The sequence below is a fragment of the Cupriavidus necator N-1 genome, assembly GCF_000219215.1.
GTDB lineage: Bacteria > Pseudomonadota > Gammaproteobacteria > Burkholderiales > Burkholderiaceae > Cupriavidus > Cupriavidus necator.
This window is the reverse complement of sequence record NC_015727.1, coordinates 757,673-777,816: the sequence shown is the minus strand read 5'-3', so window position 1 is coordinate 777,816 and position 20,144 is coordinate 757,673. Positions and strand designations below refer to the sequence as shown.

The 20,144-nt window shown below is 61.1% G+C and carries 22 protein-coding genes and 4 pseudogenes; 10 read left to right on the top strand and 16 right to left on the bottom strand.

The genetic code is table 11. The features are described 5' to 3' along the window. Window positions 1–125 precede the first annotated feature (125 nt). From CNE_RS33600 to CNE_RS33575, 7 genes and pseudogenes are all read right to left on the bottom strand, one after another. Entirely contained in the window at window positions 126–1,904 is a 1,779-nt protein-coding gene (locus CNE_RS33600) for a hypothetical protein (RefSeq protein ID WP_013959206.1), read from the bottom strand. 231 nt (window positions 1,905–2,135) lie between these two features. Further along, entirely contained in the window at window positions 2,136–2,504 is a 369-nt protein-coding gene (locus tag CNE_RS33595; RefSeq protein ID WP_013959205.1) for a calcium-binding protein, read from the bottom strand. Between the two features lie 158 nt (window positions 2,505–2,662). Next, a pseudogene (locus tag CNE_RS40035) lies at window positions 2,663–2,770 on the bottom strand (H-NS family nucleoid-associated regulatory protein); the annotation flags it as partial. A 78-nt stretch (window positions 2,771–2,848) separates the two neighbouring features. Then, entirely contained in the window at window positions 2,849–3,421 is a 573-nt protein-coding gene (locus CNE_RS33590; RefSeq protein WP_013959204.1) for a PIN domain-containing protein, read from the bottom strand. 2 nt (window positions 3,422–3,423) lie between these two features. Beyond that, window positions 3,424–3,885, bottom strand: a complete 462-nt coding sequence (locus CNE_RS33585) for an excisionase family DNA-binding protein (protein ID WP_012354456.1) — start codon at window positions 3,883–3,885, stop codon at window positions 3,424–3,426. Between the two features lie 841 nt (window positions 3,886–4,726). After that, a complete protein-coding gene (locus tag CNE_RS33580) occupies window positions 4,727–4,951 on the bottom strand; it encodes a DUF3470 domain-containing protein (RefSeq protein ID WP_238553146.1) in 225 nt (74 codons plus the stop codon). A gap of 158 nt (window positions 4,952–5,109) precedes the next feature. Continuing rightward, window positions 5,110–5,526: a cupin domain-containing protein gene (locus CNE_RS33575; RefSeq protein ID WP_013959202.1), complete on the bottom strand. Its 417-nt coding sequence runs from the start codon at window positions 5,524–5,526 to the stop codon at window positions 5,110–5,112. 260 nt (window positions 5,527–5,786) lie between these two features. On the opposite strand from CNE_RS33575, the gene CNE_RS33570 reads away from it, so the two are divergent. The 3 genes from CNE_RS33570 (at window position 5,787) to CNE_RS33560 (ending at window position 8,704) form a co-directional block, all read left to right on the top strand. Then, the gene (locus CNE_RS33570; protein WP_013959201.1) at window positions 5,787–7,127 is read left to right on the top strand and encodes an MFS transporter; all 1,341 of its coding nucleotides are present in this window, start codon (window positions 5,787–5,789) and stop codon (window positions 7,125–7,127) included. A 145-nt stretch (window positions 7,128–7,272) separates the two neighbouring features. Continuing rightward, the gene (locus CNE_RS33565; RefSeq protein ID WP_148271766.1) at window positions 7,273–7,974 is read left to right on the top strand and encodes a helix-turn-helix domain-containing protein; all 702 of its coding nucleotides are present in this window, start codon (window positions 7,273–7,275) and stop codon (window positions 7,972–7,974) included. Between the two features lie 76 nt (window positions 7,975–8,050). Further along, window positions 8,051–8,704, top strand: a complete 654-nt coding sequence (locus CNE_RS33560; protein ID WP_013959199.1) for a DJ-1/PfpI family protein — start codon at window positions 8,051–8,053, stop codon at window positions 8,702–8,704. 322 nt (window positions 8,705–9,026) lie between these two features. On the opposite strand, the pseudogene CNE_RS41340 reads toward CNE_RS33560, so the two are convergent. From CNE_RS41340 to CNE_RS33530, 6 genes and pseudogenes are all read right to left on the bottom strand, one after another. Then, window positions 9,027–9,202 (bottom strand): annotated as a pseudogene (locus CNE_RS41340) (IS5-like element ISCARN85 family transposase); the annotation flags it as partial. Further along, window positions 9,168–9,749: a transposase gene (locus CNE_RS40025; RefSeq protein WP_085959710.1), complete on the bottom strand. Its 582-nt coding sequence runs from the start codon at window positions 9,747–9,749 to the stop codon at window positions 9,168–9,170. The gene CNE_RS40025 and the pseudogene CNE_RS41340, both read right to left, overlap by 35 nt. A 14-nt stretch (window positions 9,750–9,763) precedes the next feature. Next, window positions 9,764–10,300, bottom strand: coding sequence for a hypothetical protein (locus CNE_RS33550; RefSeq protein WP_013959196.1), 537 nt, complete (start codon window positions 10,298–10,300; stop codon window positions 9,764–9,766). Window positions 10,301–10,548: 248 nt separating this feature from the next. Then, a complete protein-coding gene (locus CNE_RS33540) occupies window positions 10,549–11,739 on the bottom strand; it encodes an extracellular catalytic domain type 1 short-chain-length polyhydroxyalkanoate depolymerase (protein WP_013959194.1) in 1,191 nt (396 codons plus the stop codon). 53 nt (window positions 11,740–11,792) lie between these two features. Continuing rightward, window positions 11,793–12,227, bottom strand: a complete 435-nt coding sequence (locus tag CNE_RS33535) for a CopG family transcriptional regulator (RefSeq protein WP_013959193.1) — start codon at window positions 12,225–12,227, stop codon at window positions 11,793–11,795. Between the two features lie 498 nt (window positions 12,228–12,725). Next, on the bottom strand, window positions 12,726–13,133 hold the full coding sequence (locus CNE_RS33530; protein ID WP_269148753.1) for a lipocalin family protein: 408 nt from the start codon (window positions 13,131–13,133) through the stop codon (window positions 12,726–12,728). Window position 13,134: 1 nt separating this feature from the next. On the opposite strand from CNE_RS33530, the pseudogene CNE_RS40860 reads away from it, so the two are divergent. The 3 genes and pseudogenes from CNE_RS40860 to CNE_RS33520 all read left to right on the top strand — a co-directional run. Next, window positions 13,135–13,260, top strand: a pseudogene (locus CNE_RS40860) (IS5/IS1182 family transposase); the annotation flags it as partial. Between the two features lie 248 nt (window positions 13,261–13,508). Beyond that, window positions 13,509–13,790, top strand: coding sequence for a hypothetical protein (locus CNE_RS33525; protein ID WP_013959191.1), 282 nt, complete (start codon window positions 13,509–13,511; stop codon window positions 13,788–13,790). 159 nt (window positions 13,791–13,949) lie between these two features. Then, window positions 13,950–14,366, top strand: a complete 417-nt coding sequence (locus CNE_RS33520; RefSeq protein ID WP_013959190.1) for a hypothetical protein — start codon at window positions 13,950–13,952, stop codon at window positions 14,364–14,366. Here CNE_RS33520 and CNE_RS33515 read toward each other — a convergent pair. Further along, window positions 14,352–15,077, bottom strand: a complete 726-nt coding sequence (locus CNE_RS33515) for a GntR family transcriptional regulator (protein WP_013959189.1) — start codon at window positions 15,075–15,077, stop codon at window positions 14,352–14,354. The genes CNE_RS33520 and CNE_RS33515 overlap by 15 nt on opposite strands. A 201-nt stretch (window positions 15,078–15,278) precedes the next feature. On the opposite strand from CNE_RS33515, the gene CNE_RS33510 reads away from it, so the two are divergent. From CNE_RS33510 to CNE_RS33495, 4 genes and pseudogenes are all read left to right on the top strand, one after another. Then, window positions 15,279–16,190 (top strand): TauD/TfdA dioxygenase family protein, encoded by a 912-nt coding sequence (locus CNE_RS33510; RefSeq protein ID WP_013959188.1) that lies wholly within the window; start codon window positions 15,279–15,281, stop codon window positions 16,188–16,190. A 46-nt stretch (window positions 16,191–16,236) separates the two neighbouring features. Beyond that, window positions 16,237–17,658: an aldehyde dehydrogenase family protein gene (locus CNE_RS33505; protein ID WP_013959187.1), complete on the top strand. Its 1,422-nt coding sequence runs from the start codon at window positions 16,237–16,239 to the stop codon at window positions 17,656–17,658. A 162-nt stretch (window positions 17,659–17,820) separates the two neighbouring features. Next, window positions 17,821–17,937: pseudogene (locus CNE_RS40855) on the top strand (IS6 family transposase); the annotation flags it as partial. A 207-nt stretch (window positions 17,938–18,144) separates the two neighbouring features. Further along, window positions 18,145–19,428 (top strand): MFS transporter, encoded by a 1,284-nt coding sequence (locus CNE_RS33495; RefSeq protein WP_013959185.1) that lies wholly within the window; start codon window positions 18,145–18,147, stop codon window positions 19,426–19,428. 27 nt (window positions 19,429–19,455) lie between these two features. On the opposite strand, the gene ubiT is transcribed toward CNE_RS33495, so the two are convergent. Both ubiT and CNE_RS41610 read right to left on the bottom strand, forming a co-directional pair. After that, window positions 19,456–19,896, bottom strand: coding sequence for a ubiquinone anaerobic biosynthesis accessory factor UbiT (gene ubiT, locus CNE_RS33490; RefSeq protein WP_013959184.1), 441 nt, complete (start codon window positions 19,894–19,896; stop codon window positions 19,456–19,458). A gap of 20 nt (window positions 19,897–19,916) precedes the next feature. Then, entirely contained in the window at window positions 19,917–20,087 is a 171-nt protein-coding gene (locus tag CNE_RS41610) for a hypothetical protein (protein ID WP_158310042.1), read from the bottom strand. Between the last annotated feature and the right edge of the window lie 57 nt (window positions 20,088–20,144).

Genomic DNA, 20,144 nt, shown 5'->3' with positions numbered 1-20,144 from the left:
CCCGCTCGGCGGCATCGAGCCACCCGCCAGCACCAGGGCCTGCGTCTGCGGCCGGGCCGTCACCCATCTATCTTCCCGTCGCATGGCGCTCGCCCCTGGCATGGCACCACCGACGGGCGCAAACCTCAGGCCGTCATCCCATAGCCCAACGCGCGAATATGTGTCCGGAACTTTTCTTCGTCCTCGAGCCGCACTACCACATGCTTATCACCGGCGCGCAGACACAGATGGGCGGTCTCCTTGCGCGTGGCCAGCATGGCTGCCATTTGCGCGTCATTGCAATCAATCAGCAGCGTGGTCCCCGCGACTTTCAGCGCCTTGCCCTGCTTGCCAGCCCGCTTGATGAAGGATTCCACCGTGTCTGGCAGCGGCTGGTGGTCCCGTCCCTGCAGGAATTCGCGAAGTTCGGCGATGTCATGCCCCCTCTCGACTGCTACGATGGCCTTCTGAAGGTCCAGCCGCCAGAGTCTGTCCGCCTCTTCGGTCGCCCACACGCCCAGAACCAGCGATTCTTCTGCCGACAGACGGCCCGCGATAACCTTGACCTGCATGCCGGGCATGACAGACAGCCTTACGCTAGACTGGACCGGCGCCGGCGTGTAGTGGCCGCTGGCGCCAAGGCAATAGGCACCCAACGAGGTCACGCGAAAATAGGCCAGGCCATCGTAGCGACTGAGGAACTGGAGTTCATCCGTTCCCCACATATCGTGAAAATTAGGCCGAGCCCCCGCCGGTTCGGTGTATGCGATATCAATGATGCCAAGTGGCGCCGCATACTCAAACAGGAAGCAGAGCATATAGCGCAACTGTAGAATGTCCCAGTCATGGTAGCCGCTGTGCCCCAGGCTGCCGTAGTCCGGCTCACAGATGTAAAGACTCCAAGGGTCGCGGGCCACGTCGAAAGTACGCCCAGTTGCCACCATGAAGCGAGAAAGCGCGTCGATGCTGATCCACTCGCCGGCCGGACAACGCTGCAGCATCTCGGCGATCGCGGCGCGGCGCGGCGCCGCTGCAGCCATCGCACCGCCCTTGGCCTTTTGCCCTTTGATGACATCGATGCGGCTAAATTCATCAAGCAGCGTCGCCTTTAGCCATTTCCGCCAGATTGTCCCAAGCACGTCAGCCGTTGGGGTCGCCAGGGCTGTCAGTCCGGCCTTGCTTAGCACCAGCTTGCTGCCGTTACGTTGCACAAGCCCGGCTGCCTGAAGCAGCATCGGCCAAGAAAGTGCCTTGATTGGCCCAATCTCCTGATCGGTGGGACCCGGCGCGTGCTCGGCGTAGTAGTCGCTACCGGAAAGTTGCCCGCACAACAATTGCAACGTTGCCGTGCCCGGCAGCGATGTCTTCTCGCTGACCTTAAGTTTTCCCTGATCCACCAGACGCAGTAACAGCGGTAGATCCACCAGGGCATCGCGCTCACACAGCCGCACCGTCAACGGGCTTTCACCGAACATTCCGGGAAGCGTATCGACCGTGTCCAGCCGGACAGGCTCGGGCGCGGGCACGAATGCCATGAGCCGCTCCTTCAAATCGGTGGGCACGCAGTGCAATCCGTTCTGGTAGTACAGAAACAGGCACAACGCCGTGGGCGGCCCATGCTGGTGGTATCGGCGCCGCTCGTCCCGGACCGAAAAGTTCGGCAAACGCCCGTACTTTGCTCGAAACTGCATGGCATTGAAGCAGCCGTCGCCCGCATACGTGGCCTCTGCCACCGCCAGACGTTGAGTTTCGTCTAGCCCTTCCCACAGCGCGTTCAGCCTGTCGCCGGCAAGGTTCCGTAGGATCTCTTCAACCAGCCCACCCTTCTTGCCGATGCGTGGAGCATCTGGAAGCCAGCGCATCAGCGATTTCAGATTGTCTACCGTGAGATTGTTCAGCGCTTCATTGAGGGAAATTATGGGCATAGGCAATCAGGGCAATTCTTCAGGCCGCTTCCGGCCTAGTGGTAAAGGCCTGGAATTCAGCAAACGTAATGATAGTCCGCACAATTTGGAATCGCGCTTCTGCAGCGGATAGGTCCTCGCATTCATCCCCACCTTCGCCCGCCGTAGTTAGACGTGAAAGCGGGCCAAACTGGCCCCACCACTGGGGATTCAGGCGAAGGATGTGTCCGGCTGCGCATGGGCTTGGGATGCTCAGAAGCTGTAGCCTTGGTCGCACCAGTAGTGCCAGTCGGAGACCGCAAGCCTCGTGCTCTGGTTGGCGCGAAGCGGGACAAGTTGGGCAAGGGGAACGACGAGATCACGCTGGTTGTGCTGCGCTCGAACAAAAATGGCAAAGCGGCACAATTGGTCATGAGCGAGTCCGGTGACGCAGACTTGCTCACTGACGCGTAGCGGAGAAGCGGCCAAGGTTTGACGTACCCGCGCTTCGAATGGAAAGCTCAGTGTTTCTTCAAGATGGCAGTACCACGCCATCGCGCATTCTTCTTCGGTGTATGCGTCGACAACGATCTCCATCGAGATGCGCTGTTCGCGTTTACTGTCAATTCTGCGCTTTGCCATGTGCGTGGTGGTCAGACGTCGAAGTAAGGCGTAGCAAGGCTATTCTTATGTTCCCACCCCCAGTCGGGAGCATGCCAAGACAAAGGGAGCCGCTATCACAGGAAGTTCGGGGCCTCAGACCGATCCGCTGTTGAAGCGGGGGATAACCTCAAGCATCACTATCCGACCCGGTAAAACTCCACACTCTGCCCCGCATTGACCGCCCGCCGCAGCCAGTCGGGCATCTCACCCTGCCCGTCCCAACTCTGCCCCGCGGCGTTGCGGTACCCGATCGTCGCCGCCTTGCCACGACGTCTGGAGGCCGAGCATCGGTCGCGGCGGAATGCCAAGATGAGGCCGGGGATTCAGATTGCCAGACTGTACTGCGTTAGGATCAACACCGTTTGCGTCAGGCCTTGCGCCGAAAGGGTAGTCAAATACTCCGAAGGAGACTTCGGTGGATTCTTCAGAGATGCACGGTGTTCCGCCACTGCCGCCAGGACCTTCCCTGCATTCAGATCAAAGAGGTCCACGACGAAATCGTCCGGGTGGATCGCCTCGACGTTGAACTCCTTGAGTGCGGTTTCCGGGAAGTCCTTCATATTGAACGTGATGATTGCCTCCGAGCCGCTATGAATTGCGGCCGCAACCACATGTCGATCATCAGGATCAGGCAACTCAATGGACTCAATAAGGTGCTCATAGCCGCTAACCAGCGAATCGCGAACACTTCGGTTCATCAGTTCGCGCGTGCCTGCAAGGCGATCCGCGGAAAGCTCCGGCCGCCGCGCAAGGAGGTTGCGAATCCACTCGTCATGAATTTGATTCGCCCACTTTGCACGGTACAGGTCGGTCAGCGCGAGCCGCATCAGCAGATCGCGCAGCGGAGCAGGATAGAGAGCGCAGGCATCGTAGACTACAGCGAAGTTGGAAGTCATGCTCAATAGCCCATGTCCAACTCTTGGGCCTGCGCTGCGAGTTCGTCTAGTGCCTTGCGTCGCTCGTCATCAATGCGCTGCTTGTAGCTGACAACGTCCTGGTAGAGGACGCGCCGATGCGTGTTGACTTTACGGAACGGAATCTCGCCCTTCTCCAGAAGCTGAACCAAGTATGGTCGAGAGACGTTAAGCAGGTCCGCGGCCTCTTGCGTCGTCAGCTCGGCGTGAATGGGAATGATGGAGACGGCGTTCCCTTGGCCGATTTCCGCGAGAACCTCGACGAGAAGCCTCAGCGCAGAGGTGGGCAATGTGACACTATGCAACTCGCCCTTGTCAGTCTTGAAATCGAATTGCTGCGTATCGGATCGGCTGTCCAAGGCCACCGCCAGGCTGCGGCTCGATTCCCGAGCGATAGCACTTTCGTCTGCCGAAGGCAGCGTCGTGTTGGTGATGGTTGCGTGCATGGGAAGTCCCCCGGAAGACATGTGAGTGTATAGTAATTCGAAATAATCGAATTCGCAATATCCGAAACGATTGGACCTCAGCGAAGATGATTTGCAGTCACGTGTGCGGTATGAGTTCTGTGATTGTGGCTTTGTCGTCACAAATCTCACCATGCTGTATATACCGCACACGAATGGCGCAGGCGCATGGGACGCCAACCCGTGGGCGATTGCGCTCAGAAAAAAGCGCGAGGCGGCGCCGCCCTGGATAATAAGGCCCGGTTATCGTGCCTTATCGATCCAGAGATAGCGAAACGGCAACGTCAGTAGCCGGCCATCGTCAGCTGTGCGTCTTCGCGCTCAGACAGCCATTCATGCGGCCGCTCCGCTCAAACAACGGACCACCGTACTTTTGTCGGATGGTCATCGGCCGTTTCTGCCGCTCGTCCAATCCCACGTGCAAGCGCCCGCATCGCACAAGCCCTAAGATAGATGGACCGTCGTCGGACAAGAAATAGCCGCTCACGGAAACGACCATTTCAGCCCCCTGAAGCTAGACGCCTGTACGCACTTCTACGAGCCCCTGTATCCGAGGCGCTTCGAAACCGCCTGCGCACCAATGCTTTGGCTGGACTACGTGCTGGACTGGAAATCCGGGAATTACCTGGATTGCTGGGCAGCCGAAGCAATCCCACGCAGAATCGCAATCTGCAGCTCTTTCGTAGCCGGTGTCCGGGTAGGTGTGCCACGCATCCGACGCGACCGCAATTTTCGTAGGATTGCGCTCCCCGAACCCACGTTTGCTCGCATGCTCCCATCACCTTTGCTGCATCTGTTCAGGGCCAGTCCGCAAATACGAAGGTCATTCTAAGAACTCGACCTTATTGCGGCGGGATGACCATGCGTCGGCCTCGGGCAGGGGGCCATCACCGACATTTACGGCTGGCCATGTGTTGGCCAAACGGCGGTTGATTTCGGTGAACTGCTGCTCAGAGTCTTTAAGGTCGTACTCGCTCTTGATCGCCGCAACCGGGCAGATCATTTCGCATATTGAGCAGTTTATGCAAACTTCAGGATCGATTGCCATGAAGTTTGGCCCTTGATGGAACGCCTCTACGGGACAGACCCCTACGCACTCTCCGTAGCGACAATTGATACAGGGCTCGGTTACTACGTACGCCATGATCTGCTCCTTTACAGAGAACTGCGGTAAGCCCGCAGTTCTCCTACCGGTCGGCCGTGGTCTTACGAAGACTTGCGGAAGCCTGCGGTACCAAAAAAGACGTTTGGCTTACGGTAGACAGCGAGAAGCAAGCAGCCCTCGTCAGAGTGGGTCTCATGCAACGAGCCAGGTTGGCGCCAAACAAACTGCCCTGCACGGCAGATGCCGTCGTGATCGTAGAACGAGCCTTCCAGTACGTAGCTCTGCTCAATTTCGGGGTGCTTGTGGAAGGGAAGCACTGCACCCGGCTCCCATTTCAGGAGCACCGTCATCTCTCCGGCCTCGTCGTTGCGGTACAGCACTTTCATGGAAATCTTTTCGAACTGGGAGGGCTCCCATTCGAAGGTGTTCGGATCCACATATACAGACCCTCCGGGAGTGGGATCCAGCTTGCCTTTCAGGCGCTCAGCAAAGTGCTTGCTTTCAGCGATGTCGGTCATGAGTCGTCTCCTATGTGACCTAGTGGATTTGCTTGGTGCAGGTGCAAATGCGCTGCCGCACGCTCCACAATGTAGTGCCAAGTTTCCCTTTAGTCAACCTATTTTTGGGTGATATCCGAGATGCAGTTACCTTTACGGCACATTTGTTTCCTTGTTTACCCTTGCATGCTTGCTAAAGTTTCCTGTCGGTGTACTATGCAAGCGCTGTTCTATGAAACAACATGTCCGCCGAAAGGACGAATAGGAAACAGGAGACATTCATGGATGCGTTTTCCGACTCAGGTCGCGTGGTGGGGGTCTCTCCCTCCTCACATCAAACCAGTGCCAGCAACAGCATGGGCAAGGTGGTAATGGCAAGCGTCATCGGCACTATGGTGGAGTGGTATGACTTCTTGCTTTATGGGACCGCCGCTGCGCTTGTGTTCAACAAGCTTTTCTTTCCCTCGCTGGATCCGCTAATGGGCACGCTTGCAGCGCTTGGGTCATTTGCTGTGGGATTCATTGCTCGTCCACTGGGAGGTGCTGTCTTCGGACACTTTGGCGACAAGATCGGTCGCAAAACTATGCTCATGACCACAATGTTCATGATGGGCGGGGGAACGTTTGCAATCGGCTTACTACCTACGTACGCGCAAATTGGGGCCTGGGCGCCAGCGCTGCTGATCCTGTTGCGAGTGATTCAAGGGATCGGCATCGGCGGTGAATGGGGTGGTGCGGCTCTCATGGTTATCGAGCACGCGCCACGCAACCAGCGCGGATTTTTTGGCAGCCTGGTGCAGATTGGTTTCCCACTTGGGATGCTTGCCTCGACTGGAATATTCGCCTATTTGAGCCGTATGCCTGATGCAGAGTTTCTTTCTTGGGGCTGGCGCATCCCTTTCTTGCTCAGCTCCGTACTAGTGCTCCTTGGCTTCTACATTCGTCTCAAGGTCACAGAATCACCTGTTTTTGAGGCTGCAGCAGCAAGCAGCGAACAGCCGCCCAAGATCCCTCTTCTGGAAGTGTTGACGAAGCATAAGCGCAACCTCTTGATCAGTATTGGTCTCAAGGTTTGTGAGGTTGCTTGGGTCTATATCCTCACGGTATTTGTGGTGGTCTATGGCACTACGGTGTTGCACATTCCAAAAGCCATCATTCTGGATGGTGTGTTGCTCGGTGCTGCGCTGGAGCTAATTACCATCCCCCTGTTTGGGTGGCTCTCGGATCGCTGGGGTCGCCGGACACTGTACTTCGTGGGCTCTGTCTTTACCATCGCAGCCGCATACCCCATGTTTCTCAGCATCCAGACGGGCAGTTCGGTCGTGATCGCACTTACAATTGCCGTCTGCATGAACCTAGGTCATGGCTCCATGTATGGACCGCAGGCCGCCTTGCTGCCTGAGCTTTTCGGAACAAGGGTTCGATACAGTGGGGCGTCGCTTGGATGCCAGGTGGCAGCAGGAATAGGTGGCGGCCTCGCACCAATGCTTGCTACTGCATTGCTGGCTCGCCAAGGCCATTTCATTGGCGTAGCCGTCATGATTGCTGTTCTGGGCGCCGTAACCTTCATTGCTACTGTTTTCAGTCCGGAAACTTATCGCGACAGCCTGTTTGAGTCCTAAACGGTTTTTTGCCGAAGTCTGACGGCAAATAAGAGGCCAGTAATGCACATTTTAGGGTGATTCGCCGATCGAATCCGCTTACAATCTTCATGGGAAACAGATGAAGTTTCCCATCCCTACTTCTAGGCGAATGGAAATTGCAAGCATGACGGCCAAAACTCTAGAGCGAAATCGAAGTTTCTTGCAGTCCGAGCGAGCACCCCGGCAGGATCCCGGTTCAACCCTCTCCCCTTCAGAGGATGAGGAGGCTGTCTGCCAACGGCTGCGGCAAGCCAGAATTGAACAGGGTCTTACGCTGGAAGCGCTCGCTGATCGGTCCGGCTTCACGAAGGGGTACCTCTCCAAGATTGAAAATGGAAAGAAGGCGCCTCCTATCGCATCGCTAGCGCGTATCGCGCGGGCGATGGGATTGGAGCTGAGCTACTTCTTTCTGGATCCAGACCAGAGTGGGACGACGGCCTCAGACGATAGTGTCGACTCACCAGTTTCAATCGTCCATCACTGGGAGAGAAAACCCGTAGTTCGGGGAGGGAGTGCCTACGGATACGACTATGTGAGTCTTGCGCATAAGAAGCACGCCAAACACATGGATCCGTTTATGTTCACCTTCCCCTCTGAAATCAACCTCGATTACTTTTTCGAGCATCCTGGCGAAGAATTCGTCTTTTTGCTATCGGGAAAAGTAGAGTTCGAGTTCAAGATCGGGGGAAAGCTTCAGCGCTACGTGCTCGAAGCAGGCGACAGCTTGTATTTCGAGTCGAGCACACCCCATCGCGGGCGAGCCCTTGAAGGCGATGCCCAGGCGATCGTTGTAGTAACAGAACCGACCAGTATTGAAAGCGTGTGATTACGTTGACTCGCGCTTTCTCAAACCAACGGGCACCGCCGGTTAGTGTTCGTGGACTATCTAAATTAGAGGCATAATGATGCGCGTGGCAATCGTTTTGTACAATCACATCGAACCAATTGAACTCGCCGTCATCGGCACGCTCTCGATGGCAAAGCGGGTAACAGATGAACTTTCGTATTTCACAGTCTCCGAAAAAGGCGGCCTGGTCGAACTGCAGAACGGGTTGAGGGTTGAAACCGACTATTCCTTCGCAAATGCACCGGCGGCTGACGTGGTAATCATTACAGGTGGCCCGGGATGGCGAGTACAAGTTAAGAACGAATTGATTTTGGACTTTATTCGACGGCGTTTTAACAATAGTGAGACGATCGCAAGTGTTTGCACGGGGGCATTGATTCTTGGGGCGGCTGGCCTGCTCGCCGGCAAAGTCGCCACTACGAAAGTCCCTGTGACAGGCCCCGAAGAGTGTCCGTTGAATACGCTTGCCAGGGACTGCCCTGACACAGAAGTGGTGGAGGCTGTTGTCGTAGATGAAGGGGAGATTGTTACGGGCGGTGGCGTAACACTCGGAATCGACCTCACGCTATATCTTTTGGAAAAATTCTTGGGCGAGGAAGTCTGCTATGAGACAGCCCGAATCATGGAGTACGATGCCGCTATGGACGTTAATCAGAGTCGGCGGCCGATTCTGCGATTCGACACGAGTTCTACCTCGTTGACGACGTAATAGCACGATCTGCGAATCGCCATTGTGAGTGCCTGTTGCTTGAGCGGTACCTAATCGATTCAACAACATTAACGACGTCTGTATGGCCGGTCCACGGGACGGTTGGGCTGCCTGTTTGAGACCAACCGTACCAACCAATTGGCCGAAGCTCACCGGCGCGATGCCACGGCGCAGAGGCCCGACCAATGTCAGCAATGGGATGGGACACCCCAACCCGACGACGGCGTGCCAGAGTGGAAGTGTTATCAACCACTCAAACTGGAAGGGGCGTCCACCATGCAGATTACGAAAATTGGGGATCGACCTGGCCAAGAACGTGTTTCAGGTCCAACGTTATGGCCGTTCGAGCATCCGCGGCAACCATATGAATCTTTGTGGTCCATCCGCCTCGGGATTTTCCAATGGCTTGGGGTCCGTTTTTTTTAATGCACCAGTACCGTCAGGATGAACTTTTATCGCCGTGCTATCCAGCGAGACCGCCTCGATCCTGATGCGAACGTTTTACGTCCAGTTTGTCGAATCGGGAAAAGATGCGACGAAAGCCTTTGAGGCGGCGGAACAGGCGCTCCACTTCGTTTCTGCGCTTGTACATCTCGCGATCATATTCCCATGGTTCAAGGCGATTGCTTTTGGGCGGAACGACGGGAATGAAGCCCAGGTCGAGTGCGAGCTGTCGCGTCTCATCGCCCTCATATGCCTTGTCCATTAGCAGGTGCAGTGGCCGATCTGGTGGCCCAACGCTTTGTAGCAGGGCACGCCCCTGCGGTGCATCACCGGCCTGGCCGGGTGACAGCGCGAACGCGATCTGCGCAGGCTGCAATTCCGTGAACACGCGATCCAGTACGCCGCTCTTGGACCATCGGTTCATCCGCGTGTAGACCGTGTGCCACCGGCCGAAGCGTTTTGGCAAACCGCGCCACTTGCAACCGTGCTCAGCAACATAAAGAATCGCATTCAAAATTTGCAGGTTCGACATGCTTACGTTGCCACGCTGACGCGGCAAGCAGTGTTCAATCTGTCGATATTGGGCTTCGGTGATCTCCATCACCGAAGGTACAACTAAATGATGCCGGCGCCACGGCCGCGAGCCAGCGCGCTCTGCTCGGCCAGCTTTGGCATTGGGCCTACCAACAGGCTGATCAGGTAGTACGAGGCGGCTTCGCCGTCCAGCGCCAGTTCGGAGCGGTCGGCCACGTCGCCGATGTAAAGCTGCGTCTGCCGGACCAGCGCGCTGTGCCGCTCGAACAGCGGCCCGGCTGGAGAGTTCAGGCCCAGCGCGCGGATCTGTTGCCACGCCGTCTCCAGCTTGCGCGCTCCGGCATCGAGGTCGAAGGCGGGGTTGTCCACGGTGGTCGGGATCAACTGCGCCAGGTTGGCGGCCTTGTTGTCCGGGCCATCGACGGTCGGGGGGAAACTCACATTGCCCGCCAGCACGACATTGACGGCGCCGCGACGCACCTGGGTCTCGCGCATGAAGTCGAGCGCGTGCCCGACGATGGCAAGGCCGCGCATTTCACTATCGGTGGCACGGATCGAATGCGCGGAAGCGCTCAGCACGACATACATCGCGCCACATAGCGGCACCAGGAACAGCACCGCGATCAGCGTGAGCTTCTAGTTGATATTCAGGCGCGCCATCAAGCGCTCGGCGGTGCAAAAAACGGAGGTCGTGGGGTCGATGATCGGGGCTTGGATTCCCCTCCTATCGGCCGTGATCCCGAGGGTTAAAGGGTGTTCGGCAAGGTCTTTGATGACGCTCAAACCGAGGGCATAAATGCCCTCGGTTGGGGCGCGATGCACGGATCTGGAGCGAGAAACCGGCACGTTTCTGCCCCCTGCGCGCTTCAGTCCGCGCGCGGATGTGCGAGGAAAAACCGCAGCATTTCCGCACTGGCGTCGGGCCCCTTCGGATCGGTGTAGGTGCCGCGGCGGCTGCCGCCCGACCACGCATGTCCCGCACCGTGGATCACCCAGTACTCGGCATCGATGCCAGCAGCCGTCGTTATCCTGTGCCGCGTGTAGTCGTGGCCCGCGCGCACGGTCTCGCGTTGCTTGTCCGTGCGCGCCTCGCCTTGCTCGAAAGGTGCCACCAGCCGGCTGCCATTGGACGGGCGCACGGTCTTGTCGGCATCGCCGTGGAACACGATCATCGGTCGGCTCGGCGCCATCAGCGGCGCGCTTCCGGCCTTTGACCTGCCGATGCCCTTGCCGCCCCGCATCGCGCCCAGCGCGGACGGCAGGTCGTGCGCGCAGCCCGCGGGCAAGCCCGAATGGATACCCGCCGCCGCGAACAGTCCGGGATAGCGCTGGATCAGCACTGCCGCCATCGCGCCGCCGGCGGAGAGGCCGGCCACGTAGACGCGCCGGGTGTCGATGCCGTGGCTGGCGATGACCTCGCGCGTCATGCCGGCGATCAGCGAGGGCTCGCCCCGCTCGGCTTGCTGGTCACCCGGCCGGAACCAGTTCCAGCACTTCGATGCGTTGGCGTCGGCGGGCTGGATCGGGTACAGCACGACAAAGCCCAGCCTGTCGGCGAGCTCGTTCATGCGGGTGCCGGCGGCAATGTCGTCGGCGTCCTGCGTGCATCCATGCAGCATCACGACCAACGGCATCGGCTCGCTGTGCCTGCCGGCCGGTATGTAGAGCTTGTACGAGCGGGTGCCCGCGTGGTTTGCGAAGGTCCGCTGGCTGAAGTGCCTGGCCTGCGCGGTAGCACGGGCGGGCGGGGATTGTGGAGCAGGCGCGCGCGCCGCTGCGCTGTCCGGGCCCGCGGTATCGGTGCCGCGAGCATGCACCGCGGCGGCATCGGCGGGTTCACCGGCGACACCGCCGGTCTGGGCCGCAGCCGTGTCGTGCGTCAGCAGGCGTTCAACCACCTGTGCAGGCATCGGCGCCGCCGTAGCGGCTCTCACTTCCACGGACGAGTGCTGGCGCAGTGCCCGCTGGATGGCCTCGGTGGCCTCCATCGGGCCTGCGGTCTGCAGCAACTGCATGGCCTCATGCATCGAGGCGAGGAACGCGTCATTCATTTTCATGCTTGTTTCCAGGCAACCCTGGCGAACCAGGGGGGCAGCGAAATTGCCGCAAACTACCGTATGCGCCCGGCCAGCGCAGCCTTGACTGCGACCGGCGCGTGAAAGGCGCCCAGCACCACGATGGATTCGATGGTCGCCAGCGCAAGCTCAGGACTGATATCCGAGGCAATGCTGGCCAGGCCCAGCACATGGATATCGAGTCTTTCATTGGCCGCGCGCGCAGCCTCCAAATCCTTCTTCGTAAAGTGCTGCAGCCCGAGTACCAACGCTCGACGGCTCACCGTTTCCCGGATGACCACCGCATGCGCGACGAGTTGGTTCCGGATGGCGGTCCGGATCAGGTCTGAGCGGTTCGAGTAAAAGCCTTCTTCGACCAGCAGGTCGATCTGCCCGAGGTCTACCGGTCCGAGGTTGATGGTGATTTTTTCCGTATCACCCGCCTTCGGTTTGTTCGTCAGTTGTGCGGCATCGGCTTTGTGAGGGGGCATTTCGTCGTTAAGCGTTGGGCAAGCGATGGAAGGAGCGCCAGATCATCCATGGACCATCTTACAGCCATCCATATACCATCCATATGGATGGTAAATTAATAGGTGAAGGACGGAGCAGGCGCAAGGCGAAAGTCAGGATGTGTCCCAGAGTCATCATGCGGTGCGGTGCGAAGGGCACAAACCGGTTGCTATCCGGCAACGCCGGACGGCGTCGCGTCGGATCGCATCACCTGAGGGAGAGGGGCGGAGTGTCGGCCGATGCCGGCCTCAGGCGTCGGCGGATGACGAAGGGGCACCGTATCGCGGCGCAACCACGCATGCCCCGTCAGAGCTGCGATCCGATCAGCGTAGCCATCCGGTCGCGCAGCGTTTCGGTCGATGGGCGATTGGCCCTCTGTGCGTACGTGACCGGGCGGGACAGCGTCATGTCACCCATACTGCGACAGAGCCGGCGGCGCTTCGACCGGCGCTTCATTTGCCCCGGGGCCGTGCCTCAAGTCAAAGATTGAGGCGCTGGAAGTACCCGGTCAGTTCAAGGTAACCCCGTCCGACCGCCTTGCCTCCCCGCAACGCGGTCACCGCGCCCTCCCAATAAACTGCGCCGGTGCTTGCGCGGCTGTCGACCTCCTGATCATCCATCAGCGGTGCCAGTTCGAGCGTGAGATCGCCTGCCTTCAACCGCATGGCAACCGGATAGCTGGTGCCGCTATGAGGCGAGCGCCAACGGCGTACCGGCATGAACTTGACCTTTTCGGGAGCCAGTACCTGCACGTGACCATCGCCGCCGCGCAACGTGCCGCCTCCCCAGAGCTTGCGCCCCGCCTTGTCCCGGATCTGGAAGGCCATCAACGCGCCGCCGTCATCCAGGTTGAGGTCGAGCCAGTCCCAGCCGACGGCCTCGTCGATTGCTTGGCTCCACTCGTTCAGACGCCTGAAGATTCGATACGAACGATATGCCTATGTCCACGAAGCCTTCCTGTCCGTTGCCTGTTCACTAATTTGCTGGAGCAGGCTAAAGCCCTGCATGAACTAATTTCGCAACAGCTTCTAAGGAAGACGTCACCGAAATCACTCAGAAGCAGGAAGACATCAAGCACCAGTTCAACCTCCTGATCGAGGATTCCAAGCAGCGACATGCCCTGCGGACCCTCGTGGCCGACAAGCGAATGGAGGCGCACCAGGGCGCGTTCAAGCGGGTCAAGCAGTTGCTTTCTGCGGGCCGGGACACGAAGGTGATTGAAGAGATCAGTTCTTGGATGGACGACAACTGCTTGTATCTAAGTGCAGAAGCACGAAAGGGCCGCGCTCGGCAACGCCCAGGCAAGGGCATCGTCGCTTGATGAGACCGGCAAAGTTGGTCTTGAGCCCAAGCACAAGATTCAATACGCCGACCTGGCCATGAAGAATTTCGACGCGATCATGACCGCTTATGGGCCTGTGGTCGATGGTGTCGATCTGCCTGCGCTTGGCGCAGACGAATTGAACCTGATCGCGAAGCGAGCGTGCAAGGGCGGCGATTCACAACCCTACCGGCTGCCCGATATGGGGCACAGTGACCCATGAGTACCGATCACAGCGGCGGTCGCACCACGCTTGATGAGGCCGGCTACCTCTCGGGATTCGCAAGCGTCCTGCGCGACCACATCCGGGCACGCCATGGGGCGTTGCTGCGGGAATGTTCGGTTGCTTCGCGCACCGCCATGGCAGTGATGGGCAAGGGCATTGCTGGCCCGGCACATCACCGCATTGCGCTCGCGGCGTGGTTGCGCAGCATCACTGCCTGTCAGGCAGCGGTGCTGCTCGCCGAGCGAGGGTTGGATCGAGTCAGTAGCGATTCTGCGGGCGCTGTTCGAGCAACTGTTCTACGCGCAGGCGTTGCTCAAGGATCAGGTTGTACTAGAACGTCTACGCGATCAGGATGACTACGAGCGCCAAACCACTGCGCGCCGGGCGCTTGCCAACGCGGACGTCGACACCGTCATCGGAACGAGCCAGCGCCATGCATTGGAAGGGATGCTCCAGGGGGCGGCCGGCAACAAGCGCATCAGCGTATTCGAGGCGGCTGAGATGTACCGGTCCGCTGCATCGCGTTTTTTTGCCCGGAGAGGAAAGTGCCGGCGCGAATTAGCGGGCGGATGACGGTGTCCGTCGTACCGACCGGACCCGGACCGGCTGCGACTCGCCGCGGAAGTACAGTTCGCCGCAGAGGATCGGGCCGCCATCGAAGTCGTAGGGGGTGCTTTGCAGGCGCAGCAGCGGCGCTCCCTCTTCCACGCCGAGGCGTCGCGCCACGGCTTTCGGCGCACCGACCGCCGTCACGTCCGAAACCACTTCGCTGAGGCGGTAGCCCAGCCGGCTTTCCAGCAGCGACATTACGTCGTTGGTCTCCGGATCCGCCTCGGCAATCCGCCGCATCAACGGCTCGCGCCCCATGATGACGAAGTAGCCGACGGCAAGATCGTCGAGATAACGCACGGTCGTCACCGCCAGCACTTTCTCGTCGGGCGGCAGCTTCAGCGCGCGGGCGACGAAGGCCGGCGCCTTGATGCTGCGCACCGATACCAGCTTGCCATGGGCGGTCTTGCCGCGTGCGCGGTGGGTCTCGTAGAAGCCATGTAGCGGCCCCAGGTCGGGCTTGTCGGACGGCCGCGTGACGAAGCTTCCCTTGCCATTGACCTTCTCGATCAGGCCGCTGTTGTGCAGGCCGGCCAGCGCCTGCCGGACCGTGATGCGGCTGACCGAGAACTCGGCCATCAACTCCGCTTCCGAAGGCAGTTTGACGCCGGGCACCCAGCTGTTGCTGACGATGCGCTGGCGGAGTTCCGCTTCGATGTCTTTGAAAAGTGGCATTTGAACCTGATTCGGGGGGGGCGCGCCGGGTGGGTGGGCTGGATGGTGGGCGATTATACCTATCATGATAGTAATGGGATTCTCCCCATTGACCTGTCATGACAGGTTGTGCAAACTTCGCGCAACAGGCCAGCGATTCCGGCCCGTGTATCCCTAGACGCCCCTATCCGCCATAAAACACCGCATTCGGAGAGAGACAACATGCAAGCCGTAGCCACTCCCGCCGCCGACTTCGCCCCCGCGCAAGCCAGCAGCGCCGAAACATGGCCGTTCACAGCCACCCGCTGCACGCCGACGATCGGCGCAGAGATCGACGGCATCGACCTCGGCCAACCGTTGGACGACAACACCTACCTCGCCCTGCGCCGCGCCCTGCTGAAGTACAAGGTGCTGTTCTTTCGTGACCAGGACATCACGCCGGCCCAGCACGTGGCCGCCGCGCGCCGCTTCGGCGAGCTGGAAGTCCATCCGATGATCCCGCATCACCCCGATCACCCGGAACTGGTGGTGTTCGGCCGCGACGGCAGCACGCGCGGGCGCGAGAACCTATATCACTCCGATGTGTCGTGGCGCGAGATCCCGTCGATGGGTTCGATGCTGCGTTGCATCACCTGCCCCGATGTGGGGGGCGACACCCTCTGGGTGAACATGGTGGCTGCCTACGAGGCGCTGCCGCAGGAAGTGAAGGACCTGATCGGCGAACTGAAGGGCGTCCACGACGCCATGCCCACGTTCGGCCAGGGCATTACCGGCACGCGCTACGACGAAATGCGCAAGCAGTTTCCGCCGATGGTGCACCCGGTGGTTCGCACGCATCCGGAGACGGGAGACAAGATTCTCTTCGTCAACGAGGGATTCACCACTCACTTCGCAAACTATGCCCGAGTGCGCCCCTACCGCATCGGCTCCGATGGCCGCATGGCCGAGATGGACCTGATGCAGTACCTGTTCCGCCAGGCCGCTGCGCCTGAATACCAGGTGCGCCTGAAATGGCGGCCGAACACCATCGCGCTGTGGGACAACCGTGCGACGCAGCACTACGCGATCCAGGACTATTTCCCTGCACCTCGCCACATGAACCGCGCTACCATCATCGGCGACAAACCGGTCTGATCGCCCCGCCCTCCGACTAACCGCCACGAACAACCAAAGCAAGAACATGAAGAACATCGACACCTTCTATGTCAATGGCGAATGGGCGGCACCCGCCGCCGGCGCCACCGTGATGGACATCGTCAATCCGGCCACCGAGGAAGTGGTTGGCAAGCTGTCGCTCGGCACCGTCGAGGACGCCGACCGCGCCGTGGCCGCCGCGCGCGCCGCCTTCCCGGCCTGGTCGCAATCCTCCCGCGAGGAGCGCCTGGCGTTGCTGGAGCGCGTGATTGGGCTGTACAAGGCGCGCCTGCCGGAGATTGGCGAGGCAGTCCGCACCGAAATCGGCGCGCCGGTGGGTCTGAGCAACGCCGTGCAGGCCCCGATTGGCCTGGCGGCCATGCAGTCCACGCTGCAAGCCCTGAAGACCTTCGAGTTCGAGACCAGCCATGGCAAGAACTACGTGGCCCACGAGCCGATCGGTGTGGCAGCGCTGGTCACCGCCTGGAACTGGCCGCTGATGCTGATCGCCACCAAGGTCAGCGCGGCCATCGCCGCCGGCTGCACCGTGGTACTGAAGCCTTCGGAAATCTCGCCGCTGGATGCGCACATCTTCGCCGAGATCATGCACGAGGCCGGCACGCCCGCCGGCGTGTTCAACATGATCTATGGCGAGGGCCGGAGCGTGGGCGCACGCTTGTCGTCGCACCCTGAAGTCGACATGATCTCCATTACTGGCTCTACCCGTGCCGGTGTGGAGGTGGCCATCAGCGCCGCCCCCACCGTCAAGCGCGTGCACCAGGAACTGGGCGGCAAGTCTCCGCTGCTGATCCTGGACGACGCCGACCTGCAGGCCGCCGTGCAGACGGGCGTGGTGTCGGTAATGATGAATTCCGGCCAGACCTGCGTCGCGCCGACCCGCATGCTGGTGCCGCGCGCCCGCTACGCGGAAGCGCAGGCGGTGGCAGCGGCAGTCGCCAATGCCTTCACGGTCGGTGATCCGGCGGATCCGGCCACGAAGATGGGCCCGATCTCGAACCGCGCCCAGTACGAAAAGGTGCAGCGCATGATCGGTGTCGGCATCGAGGAAGGCGCGCGCGTGGTGGCTGGCGGCCCCGGCCGACCGGACGGGCTGGACAAGGGCTTCTTTACCCGCCCCACCGTCTTTGCTGACGTGAACAACGACATGACCATCGCCCGCGAGGAGATCTTCGGCCCGGTGCTGGTCATGATCCCGTACGACAGCGAGGAAGACGGCATCGCCATCGCCAACGACACCAACTACGGCCTGGCCGCGTACATCGCTTCCGGCGACCCCGACCGCGCCCGCCGCGTGGCAAATCGCCTGCGTGCCGGCTCGGTGCGCGTCAACGGTGCGCAGATGGACCTGTCGCTGCCGTTCGGTGGCTTCAAGGCATCGGGCAACGGGCGCGAGAACGGCGCGCATGGGCTGGTGGAGTACATGGAGGTGAAGTCGGTCTGCATGTAACCGGCCTCCAATCTCCTCCGAGATGCCGGGCTTGCCCGGCGTCAGCTGTAGAACGTCGGCAGCAACTATCTGGCTCCCGCCGCCTGACCCAATCGGGTTCTGTCGTAGTAAGCGTGGGGTCAACTTTGCCGGTGTCGAACTCAACGCGTGCGGGCAACGGCCATGAACCCGGAGATTGCGAAGGTAGTGAAGCGTTTGCATTATCCGCTGGAGGTAATGCTGACCTGCGTGCGCCGGTATGTCGCTTATCCGCTGAGCCTACGTCATCTCGAGGAAATCCAGATGAAGTGCCCGGATGGGAGCGCTACGTCCGCAGCAGAGCAGTTCTATTCGCTGGCCGCCTGACCCCGATTCACGTGGTAGGCCCGGCTGTTCCGCCACGTCCTTACTGCGACAGAACCGGCAGGCATCACGCCAAAGATGCAGCGGCAATCCCATCAAGACGGTGCCCGCCACAGGAGCATCGCGATACCACCGGAGACAGGCATGACAGACACCGCGCATTACCGCCCTGGGGCCGCCTGGGGCATGGCCGCCCTGTTGGCGGCCTTCACGCTGATCAACTTTATCGACAAGGCCGCACTGGGCATGGTGGCAGTGCCGCTCATGGCCGAACTGCACCTGTCACCTGCCGAATTCGGCATGATCGCCGGCAGCTTCTACTGGCTCTTCGGCATCTCGGCCGTGGTGGTCGGCTTCCTGGCCAACCGGGTTCCGACCCGGTGGCTGCTGCTGATCATGGCCGCCGCCTGGGCGGTGCTCCAGTTGCCCATCGCGATCACCGGCGGCGCGCTCACCGTGCTGCTGTGCCGCGCGGCGCTCGGCGCCGCCGAAGGACCGGGCACGCCCGTGGCGCTTCACGCGCTCTACAAGTGGTTCCCCGACAGCAAGCGCACCCTGCCGGGCGCCCTGGTGATACAAGGCGGGATCCTGGGCATGCTGCTGGCCGGGCTGGTGATTCCGCAGATCACCCAGCGCTGGGGCTGGCGCATGAACTTCGTCATCCTCGCCGCGGTCGGCGCCGTGTGGGTGCTGGCGTGGCTGGTGTGGGGCCGGGAGGGTAACCTCGGCCATCAGGGTATGCAAGGCGCAGCCGCCAACGCGCGCCTGCCCTACGCCCGCCTGCTGACCGACCCGTCGATGCTGACGCTCTTCCTGCTGTGCTTCAGCGCGTACTGGACCATCAGCCTCAACCTGACGTGGCTGCCGTCGTACATGGAGAAGGCGCTGGGCTTCAGCAGCGTGACCGCCGGGCGCTGGGTGGCGCTGATCGTGGTGGCGGGCACCCCGGTGGGGCTGGTGGCCGGCTTCCTGTCCGAGCGACTGCTCAAGCGCGGCCGCGGCTCGCGCGTCGCCCGCGTCATGCTGATCAACGGCTCCGTCGTGCTCGCCGCAATCCTGCTGCTGTGCGTGGGCCAGCTGGACCTCGCACCGGTGCAGAAGGCGCTATTGCAGGCCGCCGCGACCGGCCTGCTGGCGGTGACCTTCGTGCTGTCGCCGCCGATCCTCGGTGAAATCGTGCCGCCCCTGCAGCGCGGCGGCCTGATGGCCATCTACACGGCCATCGGCAACGTGGCCGGCGCGCTCGGGCCGATGGTGATGGGCCAGCTGGTCCAGCACTACGGCAGCACCAACGCGCACGGCTACGAGACAGGCTTCATGATGGGCGCCGTGCTACTGGTCGTCAGCGCGCTGGCCAGCCTGCGCTGGCTGCATCCGGACCGGTCGCGCCAGACGCTCGGCAACTCGGTGGCGCCGGCGACGGCCTGACCAGCCGGTTCGGCTCAGTCAGGAAACTCAGGCAGCCATCATGGCGGACAGCCGCGTACTGGCCGCCACAACCCACGGCGGGCGCGGCGCCGCGTCCAGCCAGTACTTCACTTCGAGGCCGAGCGCCGTATCGCCCGTGATGGCGAGGCGGCGCTGGAAAAACAGGGTATCGGTGTCGGCCTCGCCCGCCAGCAGGCGCAGGTAGTCGCCGGCGCGGGCGCACAGGGTCAGCGCCGGCGCCGTGCCGTTGAAGGGGCCGATATAGAAGCCCCCGTCGGCGCAGCGGAAATGTACCGTCAGCGCCAGATCCTCCACACACAGCAGGAAACCATGGCCGTCGAGCGCGGCAGGCGGCGTGAGCCAGTCCGCCCGGCGCGCGGCTTCGAGGGCGCCGACCAGCGGCAGCGCATGCTGCGGCGCGGGCAGCCGGCGGTGCGCGCGCGCCAGCAGGGGAAACAGGACACTCATGCGCGCACCTCGTGGTCATGTCAGCAGATGCCGGGCTGCCCGCTCCAGTAGCCGTTGCTGACCTCGGCACCGGCCGGGGTGATCCCGCTCGGCGCCGCCTCGCGGGTGCCGGCGCGGATGCCGTCGAGCAGGCCGATCACGTCGAGCGTGCCGGTGGCCTGCGGACTCACGCGCACCATGCCGACGCCCATGCCCGCCATCTCCGGAACCTGCGAGTTCGGTTTTCCTGCCCATTGCGACAAGGGTTC